The 22,503-nt window shown below is 59.4% G+C and carries 19 protein-coding genes; 10 read left to right on the forward strand and 9 right to left on the reverse strand.

What is annotated here, in order from left to right; genetic code table 11:
* Positions 1-50: 50 nt before the first annotated feature.
* Together ACTD9P_RS08155 and ACTD9P_RS08160 are read left to right on the forward strand one after the other, a co-directional pair.
* The gene (locus ACTD9P_RS08155) at positions 51-785 is read left to right on the forward strand and encodes a response regulator (RefSeq protein ID WP_017139770.1); all 735 of its coding nucleotides are present in this window, start codon (positions 51-53) and stop codon (positions 783-785) included.
* Positions 775-2,244 carry an ATP-binding protein gene (locus tag ACTD9P_RS08160; protein ID WP_438867304.1) on the forward strand — a complete coding sequence of 490 codons (1,470 nt, stop codon included), beginning with the start codon at positions 775-777 and terminating at the stop codon, positions 2,242-2,244. The genes ACTD9P_RS08155 and ACTD9P_RS08160 overlap by 11 nt, the downstream gene beginning before the upstream one ends.
* Positions 2,245-2,366: 122 nt before the next feature.
* Here ACTD9P_RS08160 and ACTD9P_RS08165 read toward each other — a convergent pair whose 3' ends face one another.
* Positions 2,367-3,296, reverse strand: coding sequence for an AraC family transcriptional regulator (locus tag ACTD9P_RS08165; protein WP_438867305.1), 930 nt, complete (start codon positions 3,294-3,296; stop codon positions 2,367-2,369).
* A 328-nt stretch (positions 3,297-3,624) separates the two neighbouring features.
* Between ACTD9P_RS08165 and ACTD9P_RS08170 the strand changes: the two genes are divergently transcribed.
* Both ACTD9P_RS08170 and ACTD9P_RS08175 read left to right on the forward strand, forming a co-directional pair.
* Positions 3,625-3,966 carry an antibiotic biosynthesis monooxygenase family protein gene (locus ACTD9P_RS08170; protein WP_438867306.1) on the forward strand — a complete coding sequence of 114 codons (342 nt, stop codon included), beginning with the start codon at positions 3,625-3,627 and terminating at the stop codon, positions 3,964-3,966.
* A 41-nt stretch (positions 3,967-4,007) separates the two neighbouring features.
* A complete protein-coding gene (locus ACTD9P_RS08175) occupies positions 4,008-4,253 on the forward strand; it encodes a hypothetical protein (protein ID WP_138814014.1) in 246 nt (81 codons plus the stop codon).
* A 141-nt stretch (positions 4,254-4,394) separates the two neighbouring features.
* On the opposite strand, the gene ACTD9P_RS08180 is transcribed toward ACTD9P_RS08175, so the two are convergent.
* The 5 genes from ACTD9P_RS08180 to ACTD9P_RS08200 all read right to left on the reverse strand — a co-directional run bounded on the left by ACTD9P_RS08180 (position 4,395) and on the right by ACTD9P_RS08200 (position 11,563).
* Positions 4,395-5,027, reverse strand: a complete 633-nt coding sequence (locus ACTD9P_RS08180; RefSeq protein ID WP_138814015.1) for a flavin reductase family protein — start codon at positions 5,025-5,027, stop codon at positions 4,395-4,397.
* 153 nt (positions 5,028-5,180) lie between these two features.
* Positions 5,181-6,500, reverse strand: a complete 1,320-nt coding sequence (locus ACTD9P_RS08185) for an MFS transporter (protein ID WP_438867307.1) — start codon at positions 6,498-6,500, stop codon at positions 5,181-5,183.
* A gap of 216 nt (positions 6,501-6,716) precedes the next feature.
* On the reverse strand, positions 6,717-8,042 hold the full coding sequence (locus ACTD9P_RS08190; protein WP_438867308.1) for a sigma-54-dependent transcriptional regulator: 1,326 nt from the start codon (positions 8,040-8,042) through the stop codon (positions 6,717-6,719).
* Positions 8,036-9,802, reverse strand: coding sequence for a sensor histidine kinase (locus tag ACTD9P_RS08195; RefSeq protein ID WP_438867309.1), 1,767 nt, complete (start codon positions 9,800-9,802; stop codon positions 8,036-8,038). The genes ACTD9P_RS08190 and ACTD9P_RS08195 overlap by 7 nt, the downstream gene beginning before the upstream one ends.
* A 237-nt stretch (positions 9,803-10,039) precedes the next feature.
* The gene (locus tag ACTD9P_RS08200) at positions 10,040-11,563 is read right to left on the reverse strand and encodes a fumarate hydratase (protein ID WP_138814020.1); all 1,524 of its coding nucleotides are present in this window, start codon (positions 11,561-11,563) and stop codon (positions 10,040-10,042) included.
* Positions 11,564-11,777: 214 nt separating this feature from the next.
* Here ACTD9P_RS08200 and ACTD9P_RS08205 point away from each other — a divergent pair, with 214 nt between their 5' ends.
* Positions 11,778-12,710 carry an iron-sulfur-binding ferredoxin reductase gene (locus tag ACTD9P_RS08205; RefSeq protein ID WP_438867310.1) on the forward strand — a complete coding sequence of 311 codons (933 nt, stop codon included), beginning with the start codon at positions 11,778-11,780 and terminating at the stop codon, positions 12,708-12,710.
* Between the two features lie 30 nt (positions 12,711-12,740).
* Complete coding sequence (locus tag ACTD9P_RS08210; protein WP_438867311.1) at positions 12,741-13,490, forward strand: enoyl-CoA hydratase-related protein; 750 nt, start codon at positions 12,741-12,743, stop codon at positions 13,488-13,490.
* A 182-nt stretch (positions 13,491-13,672) separates the two neighbouring features.
* On the opposite strand, the gene pyk is transcribed toward ACTD9P_RS08210, so the two are convergent.
* Positions 13,673-15,124 carry a pyruvate kinase gene (gene pyk, locus ACTD9P_RS08215; protein WP_138814023.1) on the reverse strand — a complete coding sequence of 484 codons (1,452 nt, stop codon included), beginning with the start codon at positions 15,122-15,124 and terminating at the stop codon, positions 13,673-13,675.
* A gap of 175 nt (positions 15,125-15,299) precedes the next feature.
* Between pyk and ACTD9P_RS08220 the strand changes: the two genes are divergently transcribed.
* Together ACTD9P_RS08220 and ACTD9P_RS08225 are read left to right on the forward strand one after the other, a co-directional pair.
* Positions 15,300-15,674, forward strand: a complete 375-nt coding sequence (locus ACTD9P_RS08220) for a tetratricopeptide repeat protein (protein ID WP_017139782.1) — start codon at positions 15,300-15,302, stop codon at positions 15,672-15,674.
* A gap of 225 nt (positions 15,675-15,899) precedes the next feature.
* The gene (locus ACTD9P_RS08225; protein ID WP_438867312.1) at positions 15,900-16,259 is read left to right on the forward strand and encodes a PilZ domain-containing protein; all 360 of its coding nucleotides are present in this window, start codon (positions 15,900-15,902) and stop codon (positions 16,257-16,259) included.
* 62 nt (positions 16,260-16,321) lie between these two features.
* On the opposite strand, the gene ACTD9P_RS08230 is transcribed toward ACTD9P_RS08225, so the two are convergent.
* Both ACTD9P_RS08230 and ACTD9P_RS08235 read right to left on the reverse strand, forming a co-directional pair.
* Positions 16,322-17,653: a DUF58 domain-containing protein gene (locus ACTD9P_RS08230; RefSeq protein ID WP_438867313.1), complete on the reverse strand. Its 1,332-nt coding sequence runs from the start codon at positions 17,651-17,653 to the stop codon at positions 16,322-16,324.
* A gap of 7 nt (positions 17,654-17,660) precedes the next feature.
* Positions 17,661-18,656: an AAA family ATPase gene (locus ACTD9P_RS08235; protein ID WP_438867314.1), complete on the reverse strand. Its 996-nt coding sequence runs from the start codon at positions 18,654-18,656 to the stop codon at positions 17,661-17,663.
* Positions 18,657-19,349: 693 nt separating this feature from the next.
* Between ACTD9P_RS08235 and ACTD9P_RS08240 the strand changes: the two genes are divergently transcribed.
* Together ACTD9P_RS08240 and herA are read left to right on the forward strand one after the other, a co-directional pair.
* Positions 19,350-20,645, forward strand: a complete 1,296-nt coding sequence (locus tag ACTD9P_RS08240; RefSeq protein WP_438867315.1) for an SIR2 family anti-phage-associated protein — start codon at positions 19,350-19,352, stop codon at positions 20,643-20,645.
* On the forward strand, positions 20,642-22,495 hold the full coding sequence (gene herA, locus ACTD9P_RS08245) for an anti-phage-associated helicase HerA (RefSeq protein ID WP_304575377.1): 1,854 nt from the start codon (positions 20,642-20,644) through the stop codon (positions 22,493-22,495). Before ACTD9P_RS08240 ends, herA begins: the two co-directional genes overlap by 4 nt.
* Positions 22,496-22,503: the final 8 nt, after the last annotated feature.

Here is a 22,503-nt window from a genome sequence, read left to right on the forward strand (position 1 = left end):
TCAAGGGCAACAAATGACTTAAGCTTGGCCATAACAACAAGGAGGACCCCGTGAGCGTAATCAGTAAATCGATTCTCCTCGTCGACGACGACCAGGAAATCCGCGAATTGCTGCAAACCTACCTCAGTCGCGCCGGCTTCCAGGTGCGTGGCGTGCCGGATGGCGCGGGGTTCCGCCAGGCGATGAACGAGGCGCCGTGCGACCTGGTTATCCTTGATGTGATGTTGCCGGACGAAGACGGGTTCAGCCTATGCCGCTGGATTCGCCAGCACCCGCGCCAGGCGCAGGTGCCGATCATCATGCTCACCGCCAGTTCCGACGAAGCCGACCGCGTGATCGGCCTGGAGCTGGGCGCCGACGACTACATCGGCAAACCCTTCAGCCCCCGCGAGCTGCAAGCGCGGATCAAAGCCCTGTTGCGCCGCGCTCAGTTTGGCCAGGAGCGCACGGGCGGCGGCGATGTTCTGGTGTTCGATGAATGGCGCCTGGACATGATCAGCCATCGCCTGTTTCACGTGGACGGCGAAGAGGTGATTCTCTCCGGCGCTGACTTTGCCTTGCTCAAGCTGTTTCTCGATCACCCGCAACAGATTCTCGACCGCGACACCATCGGCAACGCCACCCGTGGCCGCGACCTGATGCCGTTGGACCGTATTGTCGACATGGCCGTGAGCCGCCTGCGCCAACGCCTGCGCGATACCGAAAAACCTCCAAGGCTGATCCGCACCGTGCGTGGCAGCGGTTATCAACTGGCAGCCAGCGTGGTTGCCGGCAATGCCCACTGAGCCGCTGACCGAGCGCCGTCGGCGCTTTCCGGTACCGCGTTCGCTGCTGGGGCGCATGTTGCTGCTGACCTTGCTGGTGGTGCTGTTCGCCCAGGCGCTGTCCAGCGTGATCTGGGTTTCGCAGTTGCGCGCCACCCAGCTCGAAGGCCTGGTGACCAGCGCGCGCAGCCTGGCGCATTCGATGACGGCCAGCGTCAGTTATTTCCGCTCGCTGCCGGTGGCCTATCGCCCGTTGGTGCTCGACCAACTGCGCAGCATGGGCGGCACGCGTTTTGTGGTGACCCTCAACGACCGCCCATTGGACATGCAGATTCTGCCGCAGACCCCGCGCAAGCAGGCGGTGCTGCAGGCCGTGGACGAAGTGCTGCGCCAGACCCTGGGCAGCGACGTGCATATTTCGGTGGAGTTCGTCAGCGCCGAAGACCTGCGTATTTTCAACGCGGGCCTCAAGCTCGATGAACTGCCGCGTTCCTGGGCGCATTACGCCCTGACCCTGGAGCCGGTGAACCCGCCGGTGCTGGTCACACAAATCCAGCTGGCACCCGGTGAATGGTTGTACATCGCCTCGCTGCTGCCCGAGCCCTACACCAGTTTGGAAGAGCAGGGCCTGCCGTCGCAGCAAGTGTGGTTTATCGTGCTGACCAGCGGTTTCCTGTTGCTGTTTATCGGCCTGCTGGTGCACTGGCAAAGCCGGCCGCTCAAGCGCCTGGCGCGCGCAGCGCGGGACATGTCCCTGGGCGCCGATGTGGAGCCGGTGGCCGAAGGCGGCGGCAGCGAAGTGGTGGAAGTGGGCCGTGCGTTTAATGCCATGCGCGAACGTATCAGCCGCTACCTCACCGAGCGCAGCCAACTGTTCAGCGCGATTTCCCACGATTTGCGCACGCCGATCACGCGCCTGCGCCTGCGCGTGGAGTTGTTGGAAGACGAAAACCTGCAAGCCAAATTCGGCCGCGACCTGGATGAGTTGGAATTGCTGGTCAAGGGCGCGCTGCAATGCGTCAAAGACACCGACATCCACGAAAACATCGAGCCGGTCGACCTCAATCACGTGCTCGATTGCCTGGTGGAACCGTACCTGGCGCCGAACGGGAACGGCCGTATCACTCAGCACGGCCGGGCGCTGACCCCTTATCCGGGTAAACCGCTGGCGCTCAAGCGCTGCATCGGTAACCTGATCGACAATGCCTTGAAGTACGGGCAGAACGCGCATTTGCATATCGAGGACGATGGCGTCGAGTTCATCCTGCATGTGGATGACGAAGGCCCCGGGGTGCCGGAGCAGCGTTTGGAGCAAGTGTTTGAGCCGCACTTCCGACTGGCCGGGCAGCAGCAGGGTTATGGCTTGGGCCTGGGCATCGCGCGCAACATTGCCCACAGCCATGGTGGGGAAGTGAGTTTGCAGAATTTGCGTGAAGGCGGTTTGCGGGTGACCTTACAACTGCCGCGCGGATTAGACTGAACACACGCGGACCAAATGTGGGAGCGGGCTTGCTCGCGAATGCAGTGTGTCAGTCTCTGCACCTATATCTGACCCACCGTATTCGCGAGCAAGCCCGCTCCCACAATTTGAACCCGGTTGAGTCAGATACTCTGGCGCAGCCGGGCCAAATCCCGCAGCGGCGGAGCCCCGAACAACCGGCTGTACTCACGGCTGAACTGCGACGGGCTCTCATACCCCACCCGATACCCCGCTGCCGACGCTTCCAGCCCTTCGGCAATCATCAATCGCCGCGCTTCCTGCAGGCGCAACTGCTTCTGGTATTGCAGTGGACTCATCGCCGTAATTGCCTTGAAGCGATGGTGCAAGGTCGAAACACTGAGGTTCACTTCCTTGGCCAGGTCATCAATGCGCAGCGGCTGTTCGAAGTTGCCGTTCAACCATTTGATGGCCTGGCTCACGCGATGGCTCTGACTGTTGGCCACGGCGATTTCATACAGCCGGTAACCCTGCGGGCCACGTAACAAGCGATAGAGAATCTCGCGATTGATGAGCGGCGCGAGCATGGCGATGTCTTTGGGTGTATCCAGCAGGCGCGTCAGGCGCAGCACGGCGTCGAGCAGTTGGTTGTCGATGCGGTCTACGTACATGCCACGCGATGTCGGCCGCGAGGGCACGCCCATCGGGCCCGTTTCGGCGATCAGCGCGGTGAGCTGGGCCGGATCGATATTGATGCGCACCGACAGGTTGGGGTCTTGCGGCGTGGCGTCGATGATCCGCCCAGCGACCGGCATCGCCACCGAAAACACCAGATAATTAAGCGGGTCGTAGGCAAAGATTTCGTCGGCCAGGCGCACTTCCTTGCTGCCGCTGGCCAGGATGCACAAGGCGGGTTCGACCAACACCGGCATGAAATCGCGGGGCGTGTTGTGGCGGTTCAGATACAGCGAGGTGATTGCCGTGCCGTAGGAGCCATCTTCCCAGGTATGACGGTGAACAATGCTGGCCAGCTCGGCGCGTTGTTTTTCCATCTCGGCATCGAGGGGCATTGGCTTGGTTTCGGGCGACGACATAACGCGTCCTCTACTGACTGCATGGGTGGGCCAAGCTTAGCGGCGGCTTTTCAAAAAGTGTTACGTCGATTCTGCACAATCCTTGCCTGATCCTGCGATAGGGCGTGAATCAGGCAAGTGCAGGGCCTGTCATCTGCCTGAAACACGGAGTATGTGCATGGAATAAATCCTGGGGGCCAGACGTCTTATCTACGCTTCTCGCAGGATTGTGCAATAAGCCTGCAGGAATCGACTAACTGAGCCCACCTTCGCGCCGCTATCTTTGATCCTGTGGCAACACGCCCTCACAGTGCTTGCCGAGCATCACTTCTCAACGGGAGAGTCGAACATGTCCACCCCCATTCCCGCGAGCCATATGGCCTTTATCCGTGCCCGTACCGGGTGCAGCACCGAACTCGGTGCACGCTTGAGCAGTTTGATCGAACCGGGCCGTCAGGCTCAGGGTTGCCTGCAATTCTCGTTGCAGCATTCCCAGATCGACCCCGATGTATGGCTGGTCTCGGGCTTCTGGAGCAGCGAGCAGGCGATGAGCGCCTACTTCAGTTCCCCTGCCTTGATGATCTTTACTGAGCTGTTGAACGACATGGTAGTGCGCAGCATGGACTTCCAGACCTTCACCGACGCAACCGCCGCACACGCTTACGGTGAGTACCTGCAACTGGCCGGTTAGCGGTTAGAATGGCCGACTTTCCATTGGCCAGGACCTGCAACATGGCACGTAAACAATTTGCCCACCACGAAGCCGTTTCCGCCGTAGTACCGGGTGAAGGGGGCTACAGCGCTGCCGTCGCCGTCAAGGCACTCGATGGCATGGGCGCCCCGCAGTTTCACAAGATCCTGGATGGCCAGAAGTTCAAGACCGCCTCCGACGCCGACGATGCAGCGACGCTGCAACTTGAATGTTTGGTCGATGTGGACGAGGAAGGTCAGCTGACTTGGGCAACAGCCGCTGATTAAGCAACACCACCGATCCAAATGTGGGAGCGGGCTTGCTCGCGAAGGCGGAGTATCAGTCGCCTAAAATATTGACTGATCCACCGCCTTCGCGAGCAAGTCGAATCGTCGCACCGCCGCTCCCACATTTGGACTGCATTTCAATCAGGGTTTTGTGGCGCCAGGGCGATACATCTTGAACAACGCCTCCGGCCCCAGCTGGAAGTAATCCGCCGGCCCACCACCGCGCAAAATCGGCTCAGCGGCCGCCGTGTCGTAAACCCCATCCTTGAGCAGCCACTTGGCAATGTGCACGGCAACCACTTCACCGAGCACCAGCCAGCTCGGCACCAGTTCTTTGTCGGCACGCTGCAATTGAATGATCTGCGTCACCTTGCATTCAAACGACACCGGGCTTTCGCCCACCCGTGGCACCGCGACGATTTTCGAGGCCACCGGCGTCAGCCCGGATAACTCGAATTCATTCACGTCCGGCGAAACAGCCGCGCAACTCTGGTTCATCTGCTCGGCCAGCGGGCGGGTTGCCAGATTCCACACGAATTCGCCGGTCTGTTCGATGTTGTTCAGGCTGTCTTTGCGCCCGACACTGGAAAACCCAATGATCGGCGGAATGTAATTGAACGCGTTAAAGAAACTGTAGGGCGCCAGATTCAGGCGGCCCTCGCCGTCGTGTGACGAAATCCAGCCAATCGGCCGTGGCCCGACGATGGCATTGAACGGATCATGCGGCAGGCCGTGGCCGTTGGCGGGTTCGTAGAAATGGATATCGTCGGACATGGCCTGTTCCATACTCGGTTCTGGGGCACGCATCATAACCAATGTGGGAGCGGGCTTGCTCGCGAATGCGGAGTATCAGTCACCTAAAATATTGACTGACAGAACGCTTTCGCGAGCAAGCCCGCTCCCACATTTTTTTACCGCGTTAAACCCTTAGTCGGTGGTGATGCGCGAGTGTTTACGGGTGTCTTTCATGGTCACGTAAACCACCAGCGACACCGCGATACACGCGGTCACATACCAGTAGTAACCCGTCTCCATGCCGATGTTCTTGAACCACAGCGCAATCACTTCAGCCGTGCCGCCGAAGATCGACACGGTCAGCGCATACGGCAGGCCCACGCCCAGCGCACGGATCTCGGTCGGGAACAGTTCAGCTTTCACCACCGCGTTGATCGAGGTGTAGCCACTGACGATGATCAGTGCCGCCATGATCAGGAAGAACGCACCCCACCAGCTTTGGACGGTGTGCAGGGTAGTGAGGATCGGCACGGTAAACAGCGTGCCGAGGATGCCGAAGGCGATCAGGATCGGCCGGCGGCCAACCTTGTCCGACAGCCCGCCAACCAGCGGTTGCAGGCACATGAACAGGAACAGGGTGGCGGCAGAAATGGTGGTGGAGTCGGAGATGCTCATGCCGACCGTGTTCACCAGGTATTTCTGCATGTAGGTGGTGTAGGTGTAGAAGGCCAGGGTGCCGCCCATGGTCAGGCCGACCACCGTCATCACTTCCTTGGGGTGACGCATCAAGGTGCGCATTGCGCTTTCCTTGGCTTTTTCCTTCTTGGTGAACGACTCGGTTTCTTCCATGCCACGCCGCAGGAACAGCGCGACCACCGCGCACAGCGCGCCGATGGCGAACGGGATGCGCCAGCCCCAGGCATACAGCTGCTCGGTGGTCAGGGTTTGTTGCAACACGATCAATACGGCAAGGGCGATGAGCTGCCCGGAGATCAGGGTCACGTACTGGAAGCTGGAGAAGAAACCGCGACGCTCTTTGGTCGCCATCTCACTCAGGTAAGTGGCCGAGGTGCCGTACTCGCCACCGACCGACAGGCCCTGCAGCAAGCGTGCAAACACCAGCAGGATCGGCGCGCCGATGCCGATGGAGTCGTAGCCCGGCGTCAGCGCGATCAGCAGCGAGCCGAAGCACATCAGCAATACCGAGGCCATCAAGGCGGCCTTGCGGCCCTTGTAGTCAGCGTAAAGCCCCATCAGCCAGCCACCGATGGGGCGCATGATAAAGCCCACGGCGAAGATGGCAGCAGTGTTCATCAACTGGGCGGTGGAGGAGCCGGCGGGGAAGAAAGTCTTGGCGAAGTACAGCGAGAAGGCGGCGTAGACGTACCAGTCGTACCACTCGACCATATTGCCGACGGAGCCACTGAAGATCGATTTGATGCGGCTGGAAGTGGTGCGCTCTTTAGCCGGCACAGCCGCCGACCCCAGAGGCAGGGCGTTGGAGTTATCCATTGAAGGATCCTTCATCTAGTTGTTTTTATGGAGCCGCACGAACGCAGCCTGGTTTGGGCTATAGCAGGAGCTGTGCCAAACAGATGAAGGCCCGGAATAGAAGGGTTACAAGATTTTTTTGAGCGGAAAGTTGCTGATGATTCTTGGGTGATGAGCGGAAAACCGCTTATGGCTGCTGGCCTCGAAGGCGTCCTGAAAGGCGATACAAACGTCAGCCTAGAGAAACATCTCCCGCACCAACCCATGCCGCTGCATCTTTTCATTGAAAGTGCGACGCGGCAGTTGCAGCTCGGCCAGCACCGCCTTGATATCGCCTTTGTGCCGCGTCAACGCAGCCTTTAGGCAATGCGCTTCGAAAGCTTCCTGCTGCGCCGCCAGGGATTGCCCGGCCTCGATGCCTTCAGGCTCCGGTTCACCCAGGCCCAGCACCTGGCGCTCGGCGACGTTGGCCAGCTCGCGCACATTGCCCGGCCAGTCATGGCTGAGCAGGCGCCCCAGTTGCGCACCGCTCAACGGTTCGACGCTGCGGCCCAGGCGCTCGGCGGCACTTTGGGCAAAGTGGTCGAACAATAGCGGGATATCTTCGCGGCGCTCGCGCAACGGCGGCAGGCGCAGTTGCGCAACGTTCAAACGGTAGGCCAGGTCTTCGCGAAAGCGCCCGGCGCGGGCCTCTTCAAGCAAGTCGGGCTTGGTGGCGGCAATGATGCGCAAGTCCACATGGATACTTTGGTTGGAACCCAGGCGCTCGAGCTTTTGCTCTTGCAGCACGCGCAACAATTTGACCTGCTGGGCCAGCGGCATGCTTTCGATTTCATCCAGGAACAGCGTGCCGCCGTGGGCATACTCCAGCTTGCCGATGCGTTTGCCCTGAGCGCCGGTAAACGCGCCGCTTTCGTGGCCGAACAACTCGGCTTCAAACAACTGCTCTGGGATCGCCGCGCAGTTGAGTGCGACAAAGGGCTTTTTGGCCCGTGGGCCAAAATCATGCAGGCAACGAGCGACCAATTCCTTGCCACTGCCCGTTTCGCCACGAATCAGCACATTGACCGGCAAGCTGGCCAGGTCCAGCACTTGGCGGCGCAGGGTCTGTAAACCGCGCGACACGCCCAAAAGGCTTGATTCCAACTGCGCCCGATGGTCGGCCTGTTGATGCAGGCGACGGTTTTCCAGGATCAACCCGCGTTTGTCCAAGGCGCGGCGCAGGCTGTTGAGCAGTGCGTCCGGGCTGAAGGGCTTTTCCAGAAAGTCATAGGCACCGTCGCGCATGGCTTCCACGGCCATCGGCACGTCGCCATGGCCGGTGAGCAAGATCACCGGCAAGTCGGCGTCACGCCGCTGCACTTCGGCCAGCAGCTCCAGGCCGCTGAGGCCGGGCATGCGCACGTCGCTCAGGATGACTCCGGGAAAATCCTTGGGCAGTTGCGCCAGGCATTCTTCAGCGCGGCTGAACAGCTGCACTTCAAAACCCGACAGGCTCAACCACTGTTCGACGGCCGTGCGAATACTCGCCTCGTCATCCACCACAATCACCGCGTTCAACATAGGTCGGGCGTCTCCAGCGCGATAGGCAAGGTCAAGGTGAATACCGCGCCGTCGCCACGGTTGCCGGCGAGCAGGCGCCCGCCCAGTTCATGCACGATGGCATAGGACACGGCCAACCCCAAGCCAAGCCCGTCGCCCACAGGCTTGGTGGTGAAGAAGGGATCGAACACGCTGTTCAAATGGGCCTCGGCAATCCCGCCGCCGCTGTCGCTGACGGTCAGTCGCCACAGCTGTTGGTCGGCGTGCAGACGGATTTCCAGGCGTTTGCGCGGCTTGTCGGCCATGGCATCCAGCGCATTGCGCAGCAGGTTGATCAGCACTTGTTCCAGACGAATCGCGTCACCGCGTACCCAGGCGGGGCGGTTCAGGTCCAGCACTACACCAATGGCTTCGTCGCGCAGGCGGGCGTCGAGCAGGTGCAGGGATTGGTCGACCACCGTGGCCAAATCCAGCCGTTCACGCAGGCCGCTGGGGCTCTTGCGGGCGAAGGTCTTAAGGTGGCCGGTGAGCGCTGCCATGCGTGTGAGCATGTCGTCCAGCGGGGTGAGCGCCTTATAGGCATCGTCCACGCGGCCGTGATCGAGCAGCAGGCGCAAGGTCGCCAATTGCATGCGCTGGGTGGTCAGCGGCTGATTGATCTCATGGGCGAGGGCGGCGGACATTTGGCCCAAGGCCGCCAGCTTGGCCGACTGCACCAGGCCATCTTGCGCGGTGCGCAGCGCCTGGGTGCGTTCTTCGACAAGCTGTTCCAGCTCTTCGCGGCTGCGTTGGCGCAAACGGGCCAGGCGCCAGCGTTGGTTCAGGAACAGCACCAGGAACACCAGCGCCAGCCATGACCCGGCGGCGGCAAGGCCGGCATTGCGTTGATCTTCAAAGGCGAACTGCGGTTTGCGCAGCAGGTGCAAGGTCCAGCCTTCGGCTTTGAGCGGCAAAGATTCCCAGATGTAATTGGCGTTGCCGTCGGGGCCTTTAACGCGCATCAGGTGGCTGTTTTCGTCAAAGCGTTGCAGCGTCTGAGTATCCAGCGGCTGCAGTTGTTTCTTGTCGTATTGGCGAGTCGCCTTGAGTTCAGCAAGGTCACTGGCCGATAAGGGGCGCAAGTTACGGTAACGCCAGCCCGGCTGATTGGCGATAAACACGATGCCACGCGCGTCGCTGACCAACAGCAGGTCGTTGCCCTGAGCCCATTCGCGCTCAAGTTCGGGGAATTCCAGCTTCACCACCATGGCGCCGAGGAACTGTTCGTGCTCATCGACCACCGCGCTGGAGAGGAAATAACCCGGAATACCGGTGGTCACCCCCACCGCATAAAAACGCCCGGTGCCTTGGCTCAAGGTCTGGCTGAAATACGGGCGAAACGCGTAGTTGTGCCCGACATAACTGCTGGGCAGGTTCCAGTTACTGGCGGCCACGGCCAGGCCGTTACGGTCCATCAGCTCCAGGGTGGAAGACTGTGCGGCACCGTTGATGCGTTCCAGCTTGCGGTTGAGCAGGTCCTGGGTGGCGGTGTCCAGCGGGGCTTTGAGGGCGCTGATCATTTCCGAATCCAGCGCCAGGACGGCGGGCAGGGCACGGTAACGTTCGATCAGGGTGTGCAAGGAATTGGCATACAGCGCCAGTTGCTGATTGGCGCGAGCGGCGTCATCCACCAAAGCCTGGCGTTCGGCATGGCGGGTGGCCAAGGCGGCGGCCAGCACGGCGCCGGCGATGATCAACAGCGAGTAGAAAGTCAGGCGCAGAGGGCGTGGGATCACGATCATACGGTGATGAACAGGCGCGGTAAGGGGCAAGCACCATAGCATGAGTAGGATTGTATTTTGTGGCGAGCGCGGCTTGTGTGGGAGCGGGCTTGCTCGCGAATGCGGTGTATCAGTGACAGATAAATTGACTGACCCACCGCTTTCGCGAGCAAGCCCGCTCCCACGTGACCGCGTACACAATAAAAAAAGCGACTGTGCCGTGGGGCCGCAGTCGCCTTTTTCCTTGCGGGGAAGTGCTTACTGCACTTCTACCGCCAGGCTTTCACTGATCTTTTTCTGCCAGATGGCAGGACCGGTGATGTGTACGGATTCGCCCTTGCTGTCCACCGCAACGGTGACCGGCATGTCTTTGACGTCGAACTCGTAGATCGCTTCCATGCCCAACTCAGCGAAGGCAACAACGCGCGACTTCTTGATGGCTTGCGCCACCAGGTAAGCAGCACCACCCACGGCCATCAGGTACACGGCCTTGTGGTCCTTGATCGCTTCGATCGCAGTCGGGCCGCGCTCGGATTTGCCGATCATGCCCAACAGGCCGGTTTGCTCGAGGATCTGACGGGTGAACTTGTCCATCCGCGTGGCCGTGGTCGGGCCAGCCGGGCCAACCACTTCTTCGCGCACCGGATCAACCGGGCCGACGTAGTAGATAAAGCGACCCTTGAGGTCCACCGGCAGGGTTTCGCCCTTGTTGAGCATCTCGACCATGCGCTTGTGCGCCGCGTCGCGACCGGTGAGCATCTTGCCGTTGAGCAACACGGTTTCGCCCGGCTTCCAGCTTTGTACTTCTTCCGGGGTCAGGGTGTCGAGGTTGACGCGGCGGGCCGACGGGCCGGCTTCCCAGACGATTTCCGGGTAGGCGTCCAGCGATGGTGCTTCCAGCGACGCCGGGCCTGAACCGTCGAGCACAAAGTGTGCGTGACGGGTGGCGGCGCAGTTGGGGATCATGCACACCGGCAGCGAGGCGGCGTGGGTCGGGTAGTCCATGATTTTTACGTCGAGCACGGTGGTCAGGCCACCCAGGCCCTGGGCGCCGATGCCCAGTTGGTTGACCTTCTCGAACAGCTCCAGACGCATTTCTTCGATACGGTTCTGCGGGCCGCGCTTTTTCAGCTCGTGGATATCGATGGACTCCATCAACACTTCCTTGGCCATTACCGCAGCTTTCTCGGCGGTGCCGCCAATGCCGATGCCGAGCATGCCCGGTGGGCACCAGCCGGCGCCCATGGTCGGAACGGTTTTGAGCACCCAGTCGACGATCGAGTCGGACGGGTTGAGCATGGCCATTTTCGACTTGTTCTCGGAACCGCCGCCCTTGGCTGCCACGTCCACTTCCACGGTGTTACCCGGGACGATGGAGTAGTGGATGACCGCCGGGGTGTTGTCCTTGGTGTTTTTACGGCTGCCTGCCGGGTCGGCCAGGATGGAAGCCCGCAGGACGTTTTCCGGCAGGTTATAAGCCTGGCGCACGCCCTGGTTGATCATGTCGTCCAGACTCATGGTCGCGCCGTCCCAACGCACGTCCATGCCCACGCGCACGAACACGGTCACGATACCGGTGTCCTGGCAGATCGGGCGATGGCCGGTGGCGCACATGCGCGAGTTGATCAGGATCTGGGCGATGGAGTCACGAGCTGCCGGCGATTCTTCGCGCAGGTAGGCTTCGTGCATGGCCTGGATGAAGTCAACGGGGTGGTAGTAGGAAATGAATTGCAGTGCGTCGGCAACGCTCTGAATCAGGTCGTCTTGCTTGATCACGGTCATGAGTCGCGCTCCTCTATAAGGGAACATTCAATAAAGGTGGCTTCAGTGTTGCATCGGTCGGCTGAAGCCACCTTTCCAAGGCACGCCAATGGTGCAGGCGCGACGCTAAAAAGGCGCGGCAGTATAACCCGACGCGGTGGCCGATACACCCGACTATGGTCAAACTGTCGCAGGCATGATTCCCTGTGCGGGTCCCTTCTGATTGAGCCTTTATATGCCTGAACTGCACGTCGGCGAACGCCACTGGTCGGTAGCCACCGGCAGCAACCTGCTGGATGCCTTGAATCAGGCGGGTGTGGCTGTGCCCTATAGTTGCCGGGCGGGCAGTTGCCATGCGTGCCTGGTGCGTTGCCAGGGTGAGGTGGGTGATAAGCAGCCCGATGCGCTGAGCCCGGCGCAGCGTCAGGACGGTTGGCGTCTGGCCTGCCAGTGTGAGGTTGTCGCAAATTTACAGGTTGAAGCATTTGACCCGCTGCGCGATGGCTTGCCCGCGCAAGTGGTGGGCGTCGACTGGTTGAACCCCGAGGTACTGCGCCTGCGCCTGCAACCCGAACGTGGCCTGCGCTATCGCGCCGGGCAACATCTGGTGCTGTGGGCAGGGCAAGTAGCGCGCCCGTATTCGTTGGCCAGCTTGCCCCAGGAAGACCCGTTTCTGGAGTTTCACCTCGATTGCCGCCTGCCGGGCGAATTCAGCGACATTGCCCGGCAGCTACAGGTGGGCGACAGCCTGCGCCTCGGCGAATTACGCGGTGGGGCATTGCAATACGATCCTGACTGGCAGTCCCGGCCACTTTGGCTGCTGGCGTCGGGCACCGGCCTCGGGCCGTTATGGGGCGTGCTGCGCGAGGCGCTGCGCCAGGATCACCAAGGCACCATCCGCGTGATTCACCTGGCCCATGATGCCGATGGGCATTATCTGGCCGAACCCTTGGCGCAATTGGCTGCGCAGCACGCGAACCTGACTGTGCAGCTGTGGACGGCGGCGGAGTCGGCCCAGGCATTGGCGCAACTGCGGCTTGTTTCGCGGCAAACTCTGGCCTTACTCTGCGGGCACCCCGCCAATGTCGAAGCGTTTTCCAAACGCCTGTTCCTGGCGGGGTTGCCGCGCAATCAACTGCTGGCCGATGTGTTCCTGCCGCGTGGTTGAGCGCTGACTTTTCCAGCCGCGAGATTCGCCATGACCGACGCCATCCTGCTGCAACGCGAAGGTGGGCTGCTGACCCTGCAGCTCAATCGCCCTGACAAGAAAAACGCCCTGACCCGCGCCATGTACATCCAACTGGCCGAGGCGCTGGAGCAGGCTGATGCGGATTCAAGTATCCGTGCGGTGCTGATCCAGGGCAGCGACGCGTGTTTTACCGCCGGCAACGACATCGCCGACTTCCTCGAGCAGCCGCCCAGTGATCTGGACAGCCCACCATTCCACTTCATGAACAGCCTGCTCAACTGTCGCAAGCCGGTGATCGCGGCAGTGGCGGGTGCTGCGGTTGGTATTGGTACGACGCTGTTGCTGCATTGCGACCTCGTCTATATCAGCCGCGATGCGCGCTTGCGCATGCCTTTCGTCAACCTGGGGTTGTGCCCGGAGTTTGGCTCCAGCCTGATCCTGCCTCGACTGCTGGGGCATGCGAAAGCGGCTGAACTGTTGCTGTTGGGCGAAGGCTTTACCGGTGAGCAGGCGGCGGCGTGGGGGATTGCGACTGAGGCGCTGGGCAGCGGTGAAGCGGCGCTGGCCAAGGCTCGGGAAGTTGCGCAGCGTTTTGAAAGCCTGGCGCCGGGCGCGGTGCAGGTCAGCAAGCAGCTGATGAAAAGTGTCGACCGTGAACAGTTGCGGCAGGTGATTGAGGACGAGGGGGCGTTGTTTGTGCAGCGCTTGAAGTCGCCGGAGGCGATTGCGGCGTTGTCGGGGTTCATCACGCGGCGCTGAAGCTGTGTTGATTGGTTGGATGCCTTCGCGAGCAAGCCCGCTCCCACATTCGAATGTATTCGCAGATCAACATGTGGGAGCGGGCTTGCTCGCGAAGGGCCATTGAATTCAACCTCTACGTTCGCCTGAAACAAAAAGCCCCGCCATTCACATGGCAGGGCTTTTGTTTTTCAGCGTGTCACTCAGAACTGCGGGTCGCCCACGTGCAGGATCTTCATGCCATTGGTGCCACCGGTGGTGTGGTAGCTGTCGCCCTTGGTCAGGATGACCCAGTCGCCTTTCTCTACGACGCCACGCTTGACCAGTTCGTCGATCGCCTTCTGGCTCACTTCGTTCGGTGCCAGCGAAGCCGGATCGAACGGAATGGTGTACACGCCACGGAACAACGCTGCGCGGGCCTGGGCTTCGCGGTGCGGGGTGAACGCGTAGATCGGTACCGACGAACGGATACGCGACATGATCAACGGCGTATAGCCACTTTCGGTCAGGGCAATGATCGCTTTAACGCCCGGGAAGTGGTTGGCGGTGTACATGGCAGCCAGGGCGATGCTCTGGTCGCAGCTTTCGAACACTTTGCCGATACGGTGGCTGGAGGTCTTGCTGGTCGGGTGCTTTTCGGCACCGACGCAGATACGCGCCATGGCCTGTACGGCTTCCAGCGGGTAAGGGCCGGCAGCACTTTCAGCCGAGAGCATCACGGCATCGGTGTAGTCGAGTACGGCGTTGGCCACGTCGGACACTTCGGCACGGGTCGGCATCGGGTTCTGGATCATCGACTCCATCATTTGGGTCGCCACGATCACGGCCTTGTTGTGGCGGCGTGCGTGCAGGATGATCTTCTTCTGGATACCGATCAGCTCGGCGTCACCGATTTCCACGCCCAGGTCACCACGGGCAACCATCACGGCGTCGGATGCATTGATCAGGGCGTCGAGGGTTTCGTCATCGGCCACGGCTTCGGCGCGTTCGATCTTCGCCACCAGCCAGGCGGTGCCGCCGGCTTCGTCGCGCAGTTTACGGGCGTATTCCATGTCAGCGGCGTCGCGTGGGAAGGACACGGCGAGGTAGTCCACTTCCATTTCGGCGGCGAGTTTGATGTCGGCCTTGTCTTTTTCAGTCAGGGCCGGTGCGGTCAGGCCACCGCCGCGACGGTTGATGCCTTTGTGATCGGACAGCGGGCCGCCGATGATCACGGTGCAGTTCAGCTCTGTCGAGGAGGCTGTGTCGACGCGCATGACCACGCGGCCATCGTCCAGCAGCAGTTCGTCGCCGACGCCGCAGTCCTTGACCAGGTCCGGGTAGTCGATACCCACGACTTCCTGGTTGCCTTCAGTCAGCGAGTGGCTGGTTGAAAAGGTGAACTTGTCACCGATCTTCAGCTCAATGCGCTTGTTGGCGAATTTGGCGATACGGATTTTCGGGCCTTGCAGGTCACCCAGCAGGGCCACGAAGCGGCCGTGCTTGGCGGCCAGGTCACGCACCAGCTTGGCGCGAGCCTTGTGCTCGTCCGGGGTGCCGTGGGAGAAGTTCAGACGGGCAACGTCCAAACCAGCCAGAATCAGCTGTTCGAGGACTTCCGGCGAGTTACTGGCCGGGCCAAGGGTGGCGACGATTTTGGTGCGACGGACGGACATGCACAGACTCCTGAGTTCAAGCGCTGAGGAAGGCTACTATGCTCTTTGGTTGTAGTCATTGTTCGTTTGCACTACTTATCGAAGATTCGCTTGTTTTCGCTCCAATTGAATAGATGAACGCCCTTGAAGATTTTCGACGCGGGGTCGATACACTGCACAAGACAGGAGAACCCCCATGCGAATTTTGCTCATTGCTGCCCTGGCCGTCAGTGTTGTCGGCTGTACCCGTTGGTCGATGGACCATCATTTGAACAACGCTTATCGCGCCTATGGGGTGGGTGATTGCGAGCGCGTGACCCTGGAATTGTCTCAGGTGGACCGCGAGAGCCGTACCCGTCGGTATGTGCAACCGGAAGTTTCGATGCTGCGCGGGCAATGCCTGGAGCGCCAGAAGCTGTTTGTCGATGCGGTGCAAACCTACCAGTTCATCATCAATCAATACCCGTCCAGCGAGTATGCCTACCGCGCCCGCGCCCGGCTCGACACCTTGCAGCAACTCGGCCATTACTCCGGCGCGAGTGTCGCGCAGCCACGGCCCGCATCACTTTGATGATATTTGTCATTCTATAGCTGGCCCGTCGCCAGTCTTAAGCTATTCTTTGAGTGTCCGTTTGACAAGTTTATGTTCAAACGAATGGATTGCTTGGGATTGGCAGCAGTAGGGCGATCAAGCGCACGCTGATTTCGCACCAATTTCCAGGGAGAGCGAACATTCAGTGTTCGTTCCGAATAACTGGCGCGGCCACTGTTATGGCCAATGGATGGCGATTTCATCATGTTTACCGACCGAAGGATTCAGCGGCATCAGTTGTCTGGTTTCTTGAAAGTGTTCAACCGGCTTACGGATAAGCCTATTGGCTACTTGGGGAACGTGTCCGAAGATGGGCTGATGTTGATCAGCCAATTACCCATGATGGTTGATGTAGCATTTGAACTGCGTTTGAAAATCCCCATGGCAGACGGCGAGTTCCAGGCCATTGACCTCACGGCGATGTGCTTGTGGAGCCACGAAGATGTCAACCCACAGCACTATGACTCAGGATTTCGCGTGGTCGAAGCGCCTGAGGCATACGGGCAATTGATCAGTGCCCTGTGCCACTACTTCAGCTTTGATCCTCTGCAGGCTTCCGCCTAGGCATTGCGCGTTGTCGACCCGGCTCGGATGGGGTTAGCCGAGCGTATGGTCGTGTGCTTGAGTCATAAAACACCGGCCTTTTTCCAGTTCAGATAACGCGTCACCAAGGCGGCCCCCAGCCCCGACGGTGGCGTATCGAGTACCGATAAACCGTGGGCACTCAAGCGCTCATGCAGATCGTTTCTCTTGTTGAGATAGTCGACAGTCCCGCTGTAGGCCAGCGCCTCAGGCAAGGTTTGCACCGGGGCCTGGCGCAGTTGGTCGAGTACGTCTTCGCGCAGGCTGGCGACCAGCACCCGGTGTTGTCGGCTGATGCGCTTAACCGCTGCGAGTAATTCCTCATCATCTTCATCGCGAAGATTGGTCACCACGATCACTAATGCCCGACGTTTTTGCCGCGCCAGTAATTGGCTGGCGGCGGCCGCATAGTCGGCAGTGCGTCGGGTGGTATCGAGGTCGTAAACGGCATTGAGCAATACGTTCAGTTGGCCGCTGCCCTTGACGGGCGCCAGGTAGCGTGGCTGGTCGCAGGCAAAGGTGCACAGGCCCACTGCATCGCCTTGGCGCAAGGCAACGTAACTGAGCAACAGGCAGGCATTGAGGGCGTGGTCGAAGTGAGCGAGCTCCGCGTCCTGGCTGCGCATGCGCCGGCCACAATCGAGCATGAACACTATCTGCTGGTCACGTTCGTCCTGATATTCCCGCGCGATGGGCGTGCGCTGGCGCGCGGTGGCCTTCCAGTCGATCTGCCGCAGGCTGTCGCCTTCGCGAAACTCGCGCAACTGATGAAACTCCAGCCCCAACCCGCGCCGTTGGTGTTGCCGAACTCCCAACTGGCTCAACCAATTGTCCACGCCCAACAGCTGTGCGCCGTACAAACGCGCGAAGTCCGGGTACACACGGGTTGTATCGCGGGCCTCAACCAAACGCCTCGCAGACCATAGCCCCAGAGCGCTGGGCAAGTGAACCTCGCAGCGACTGAAAGTGAAGTGTCCACGCCGCAAGGGCCGCAATCGATAGCCCAGTTCGCTTCGCTGGCCTGGGAGCAGTTCGATGGCCTGCGGCATATGCTCTACGCTCAGCCCGTCGGGTGCGTGGTCGAATACCTGCACGGTCAGCGGCTGCGGGTAGTCATGTTCGAGGGTCAGGCGTACCTCACCCCAACGGCCCAGGGCCAGGCTGCCGGGCATCTGCCGTTGCACCCGTGGGCACGGAAGGCGCCGCAGGCGCAGGGCGTCCAGCAGCGCCAATAGAAACAGCGCCAGCAGCAGGCCCCACGCCACTTTATGCAGCGTGTCGGGCACCTTGAGCTGCAGCGCCGTAGCCGTACCCAAGAGGATGTTCAAACCCAAGAGGACACCGAGCCAGATCAGCAGCAGACGAGTTGGCTTCATGGCCGGGTCATTGCCGAGGTGCCGGAATCTGGTCCAGCAGTTGCTTGAGCACCTGGTCCACTTCCAACCCGTCAATGTCCAATTCGGGAGCGATACGCACCCGATGGCGCAGCACCGCCAAAGCGCAGCCCTTGATATCGTCCGGGGTGACGAACTCGCCGCCGCGCAGCAGAGCCCGGGCGCGGGCACCGCGTACCAGAGCGATGGAGGCGCGCGGCCCTGCACCGATCGTCAGCCCTGGCCAACTGCGAGTGGCGCGGGCCAGGCGCACGGCGTAGTCGAGTACTTGCTCATCCAGCGGCAGTTCGCTGGCAATTTGCTGCAGCTGCAACACGTCCTCTGCCTGCAGCACCGTGCGCAGTGGCTGCACATCCAGCATGTCGGCCCTGGAGGAGCGGGTAACTTCGCGCACCATCTCCAGTTCCTGCTGCGCATCGGGGTAATCCATGCGCACTTTGAGCATGAACCGGTCCAGTTCGGCCTCGGGCAGGGGATAGGTGCCCTCCTGTTCGATGGGGTTCTGGGTTGCCAGCACCATGAACGGTTGGCCAATGGGCAGCGCCTCGCCCTCGAGGGTGACTTGGCGTTCCTGCATGGCCTCAAGCAGGGCTGCCTGGGTCTTGGCGGGCGCGCGGTTGATTTCATCGGCCAGCAACAAGTGGGTGAACAGCGGCCCCTTGCGCAGCTTGAACTGTTCACTGTGCAGGTCGTACACAGCGTGGCCGGTGACATCGCTGGGCATCAGGTCCGGGGTGAACTGGATACGTGCAAAGTCGCCACCAAAACAGCGGGCCAGCGCACGAACCAACAGGGTTTTGCCCAGGCCTGGCACACCTTCGAGCAGTATGTGGCCACCGGCGATCAAGGCGGTGAGCACGTCGTCGATCACCTGGTCCTGGCCAATCACCGCCTTACGCAGTTCAACACGCAGAGCCTGTGCTTGCTGGCTGGCCTTTTGAAGGTTTTCGGCAGTCAGGGCGGTGGCCGTTGGAAATTCGCTCATAAATTCCGGAGCCTTGCTAACCGTTACATTTGATTTATCGTCCATAATTCAAGTAGTTACCTAATCTAACGATTTTTTGGATGCTGAAGGTCTCAGACCTATAGGCGAAAATGCAGCTCCGAAGGTCAGGCCGACGCAAATGTACTGGAACTCATCGCTTGGTGAGCGTTAGGCCAAGCTTCCTTACTGGAGACTTGGGGCCTTCTAACGCAATCTCCCTGCGGTTTCGATTTCTGGCGCTCGGGCCTTCTTAGTTTCGCAAGATGGCTGGAGTGAACTCAGGCTGATTGATCGAGCCGCATCTCACCCTCGTACAGGACCGCACCTGAGGCTTCGGCGATATCCAATCGTCAGCTCCTGATTCAGAAAGCTAGTACTAAACCGCGAACGGCGCCGGGATATCCGATATGCCCAGCATACTAGGCATAAGGTTTTCGCGAAATTATATACAGGCGATTCAGTTTGGCCGCAGCACTCTAGAAGTAGCCACATAGGTACGTGTGAGCAGAGCGCAGCGGACCCGAGAACTGATCAGTTATCACGTTTAATCGCTGGAAATTGGCGTCTCCAGGTGACAGCCCGTCTTCGGATGGACAGCTTGATGTCAAATCAGTAGCCTCAAGCCACTTCCTCCGAGCCTCATGTAGTTCTTGGGCGCCCACGGAGCGGGCTTATCTTTAAATGGAGGTCAGGATGCCTTTTGCCGCGATACGGGGAGCCACAGCTCTTACTGACGAAATCGAGCTTGAGGCGCATCTCGCCTCTCTTCTTAGATTAGAAAATATTGGATTGCTGTTAGGTGCCGGAGCATCGGTTGCCGCTGGCGGTCTGACGATGATCGCGTTATGGAGCCAATTTGTCCGCGAGTGCGCTGACGACGCCGAATGGATGGTCGAGCATGGCTTCATCGACGCTCAAGCCATAGCGGACCCAAAACCTACCACGCCGAATATAGAGCACCTAATAGATGCTCTTGAAATTGCTTTGTCCGATTGGACTAGGCAGATGAAAAAGTTTGCAGAAGAAGTGGATTACGCGGACGGGGAGGAGGCACTGGGGCAAAACCTAGATGACCTGAAGACTGCAAAAGCGGCGCTCTTTAGAACTGTCGTCAGTGCAGCTTTGCTCCGGGAGGAATGGTGGCTTTCTCCAAGTGGTATCGAAACAGATGACGCAGCCCTCGCGAGCCAAAGAACAATTCTTCAAAAGCTGGTTTCGGCAAGACAACCTGGTCAAGCCTCTCCTTGGATATTCACCACGAACTATGACCTAGCAATCGAATGGGCCGCAGAGTCAATCGACCTCCAGGTTTCTAACGGCTTCCTTGGCGTACATACCAGGCGCTTTTCGCCTCAAAGCTTCGACTTGGGATTTCGCAACACTCAAGCGAGGGGGGAGGCAAGGTTCGGCGTTTACAATATTTACTTGGCAAAACTACACGGATCGCTGACATGGAAGCAGGAGGGCGGTCAGGTATTTGAAGTGGCGGCTCCACTGGCCCATCAACGTATCAGGCAGTTCATGGCTGAAAGAGACGGCTCGGACCTTGGCTTGATGGTAATGCCCAGAGCGGCCAAATACATGGACACTATCGGATATGTCCTGGGAGAGCTTTTCCGTAGATTTGCTGAGTTCATGTCTAAGCCGCAAAGCTGTTTGATCCTGTGCGGATACGGATTTGGAGACGAGCACATAAACCGGCTCATTCGGTCAGCGCTTCTGAACCCCACACTTCAGCTCGTCATTTACTCATCTGGCTTCAGTGGTGATCCGGCGGATGCCAATTTGCCTTCAGCTCTACGAAAACTGCTTTCGTTAAAAAACCCTCGTATCACCGTGGTAGGGGGTGGAGCCGGTCACGCTTACATTGATTCCTTGGCCCGCCATCTACCAGACCCTCTTATCTACGATGATGACATGCGGAAATTTGAAAAGGCCCTGAGGGACGATCACGAGGCCCAAGAGCCATTACTGGATGACTTGATATGAGAAGCCGCCTGCCAGTCGGTTATGTAGTGAAGATCGAAGGTTCGGATGTAACGTTGAATCTTTTGGATATGCACCGAGGACAGTTGGCGTCTCATGCCCAAGGTGTTTCGTCAGTAACCGAGGTTGGCAGCCTTCTCGTGCTGGATGCGGGCAGTCGCGCCTTAGTAATGAAAGTTATCTCGCTAAGCTTTGACGAACCGCGTGAGGCTCACAGGCTAGGGATCGGCTCCAGCACGCATCAAAGTGAGCCGCTTAGAAACGTCTCCGGTGTCGTAGTTGGAAGACTATCTAGGGAGGGCGGAAAGCCTCGCTTCATCAGCGATTCCTTAGCAACGCCACCACTCGGGGCTGAGGCCTTCCCTCTCAATACCGATGAGCTTGCGGCAATCCTCAACTGCGAGGACGTCAACGACATCCCCATCAAGCTTGGCGACGACCTTCGCGGCGGCGGAAGCCTATATGTGGGTCTTGAGAGCTTAATTTCCAGACACGTAGCAGTGCTGGGCAGTTCTGGCCAAGGTAAAAGTTGCTTTACAGCAGCAGTGCTCCAACAGATCGTAAAATTGCCAAGCGCGAGGATTGTTGTATTCGACATCAATGGAGAGTACGAAGATGCGCTAGCTCTTCAGGATCTACCAGAGGATGCTGTGAAATGCACAACCATAGGCGGGCAAGATCCCGGTGCTTTCAAAATTCCTTACTACGCTCTCGGTCGCCATGGCTTAAACAGGCTACTGATTCCAAGCGAAAAGACCCAGCGTCCTGCGCTTACCTTCGCCCTAGAGCATCTCCATCAAGTTCAATGGTTTGCTCAGCCGAAAGGAGTAGGTCTCGTGAACGACGTCGGTCCTTTCCTATTTGATGACTGCCGCCAAGGTGGAGCCAATGAGGCTGATAGTAGGATTCAGCAAATACGCAGTGGCAGGGCCGCTACAGCAGCTAGATGGCCAAACATGGCAGCACTCGGAGCACTTGTTGCTGAAAGCCATGGAATACAGCCCACGGCGAGAGGACCTGAAAGAAATGCCTTCAGCTATTCCAACGTCTCACCTCTGATCACCAGGATTAACCGATTCGCCGAAGATCCAATGTTTCGAGCTGTAGTGGACGTTGAGGGTGGTCCCGGTTCAGGGGGAGGGCTTAATTGGGCACAGGAATCTACTCATCTGGTAGAGCAGATTTTTGGCGGACAAGACGAGCCGTGGAGAGTGCATATAATAAACCTTCGGCATCTATCGCATGATCTGACGCCGTTTGTCCTTGGTTCGCTTCTGGAACTATACGCGTATGAGTTGTTTCGCCGAGGCCAGGAAAACAAAATTCCTACCTTGTTGGTGTTGGAGGAGGCTCACCATTACCTCCGCCCTATCGGGTCGGGCGAGGAAGCAGGTGAAAATTCGCTAGCCTACGAACGGTTAGCCAAGGAAGGACGAAAATTCGGATTGGCGCTTTGGCTCAGTACGCAGCGACCATCTGAAATTTCACCAACGGTATTATCGCAGTGCAATAACTGGGTGACATTCAGGCTTACATCGGAAAAGGACCTTGCTTCTATCCAAGCTGCGAGCGAATGGGCAGACCGAAGAGAAATCCGTCGCATTGCCGGGTTGCCTAGGCAAACAGCCATAGTTTTTGGAGGAAGCATATCTATGCCTACTCTAATCCGTGCCGCCGAGGCTTCCCCAACACCGCGTTCAGGTGACGCAGAATTTCGTGCATGGGCGGAGAATCGTCCCGTTCCAAGACCGGCAGCGCCAGCACCACCTGCACCACCTGCGCCACCTCAGCCTCCCGTCATTCCGGCAGCATGGCCAGATCCACAACCCTTCGATGAAGATGTTCCATGGTAGTTCTAAGC

This window comes from Pseudomonas onubensis (assembly GCF_965653655.1).
Classification (GTDB): domain Bacteria; phylum Pseudomonadota; class Gammaproteobacteria; order Pseudomonadales; family Pseudomonadaceae; genus Aquipseudomonas.

What these genes read in the sequence shown, in the direction of transcription:
- ACTD9P_RS08160 (WP_438867304.1), top strand. Translation starts at nt 775, where the DNA reads ATGCCCACTGAGCCGCTGACCGAGCGCCGTCGGCGCTTTCCGGTACCG.
- ACTD9P_RS08165 (WP_438867305.1), bottom strand. Translation starts at nt 3,296, where the DNA reads ATGTCGTCGCCCGAAACCAAGCCAATGCCCCTCGATGCCGAGATGGAA.
- ACTD9P_RS08170 (WP_438867306.1), top strand. Translation starts at nt 3,625, where the DNA reads ATGTCCACCCCCATTCCCGCGAGCCATATGGCCTTTATCCGTGCCCGT.
- ACTD9P_RS08175 (WP_138814014.1), top strand. Translation starts at nt 4,008, where the DNA reads ATGGCACGTAAACAATTTGCCCACCACGAAGCCGTTTCCGCCGTAGTA.
- ACTD9P_RS08180 (WP_138814015.1), bottom strand. Translation starts at nt 5,027, where the DNA reads ATGTCCGACGATATCCATTTCTACGAACCCGCCAACGGCCACGGCCTG.
- ACTD9P_RS08185 (WP_438867307.1), bottom strand. Translation starts at nt 6,500, where the DNA reads ATGGATAACTCCAACGCCCTGCCTCTGGGGTCGGCGGCTGTGCCGGCT.
- ACTD9P_RS08190 (WP_438867308.1), bottom strand. Translation starts at nt 8,042, where the DNA reads ATGTTGAACGCGGTGATTGTGGTGGATGACGAGGCGAGTATTCGCACG.
- ACTD9P_RS08195 (WP_438867309.1), bottom strand. Translation starts at nt 9,802, where the DNA reads ATGATCGTGATCCCACGCCCTCTGCGCCTGACTTTCTACTCGCTGTTG.
- ACTD9P_RS08200 (WP_138814020.1), bottom strand. Translation starts at nt 11,563, where the DNA reads ATGACCGTGATCAAGCAAGACGACCTGATTCAGAGCGTTGCCGACGCA.
- ACTD9P_RS08205 (WP_438867310.1), top strand. Translation starts at nt 11,778, where the DNA reads ATGCCTGAACTGCACGTCGGCGAACGCCACTGGTCGGTAGCCACCGGC.
- ACTD9P_RS08210 (WP_438867311.1), top strand. Translation starts at nt 12,741, where the DNA reads ATGACCGACGCCATCCTGCTGCAACGCGAAGGTGGGCTGCTGACCCTG.
- pyk (WP_138814023.1), bottom strand. Translation starts at nt 15,124, where the DNA reads ATGTCCGTCCGTCGCACCAAAATCGTCGCCACCCTTGGCCCGGCCAGT.
- ACTD9P_RS08220 (WP_017139782.1), top strand. Translation starts at nt 15,300, where the DNA reads ATGCGAATTTTGCTCATTGCTGCCCTGGCCGTCAGTGTTGTCGGCTGT.
- ACTD9P_RS08225 (WP_438867312.1), top strand. Translation starts at nt 15,900, where the DNA reads ATGTTTACCGACCGAAGGATTCAGCGGCATCAGTTGTCTGGTTTCTTG.
- ACTD9P_RS08230 (WP_438867313.1), bottom strand. Translation starts at nt 17,653, where the DNA reads ATGAAGCCAACTCGTCTGCTGCTGATCTGGCTCGGTGTCCTCTTGGGT.
- ACTD9P_RS08235 (WP_438867314.1), bottom strand. Translation starts at nt 18,656, where the DNA reads ATGAGCGAATTTCCAACGGCCACCGCCCTGACTGCCGAAAACCTTCAA.
- ACTD9P_RS08240 (WP_438867315.1), top strand. Translation starts at nt 19,350, where the DNA reads ATGCCTTTTGCCGCGATACGGGGAGCCACAGCTCTTACTGACGAAATC.
- herA (WP_304575377.1), top strand. Translation starts at nt 20,642, where the DNA reads ATGAGAAGCCGCCTGCCAGTCGGTTATGTAGTGAAGATCGAAGGTTCG.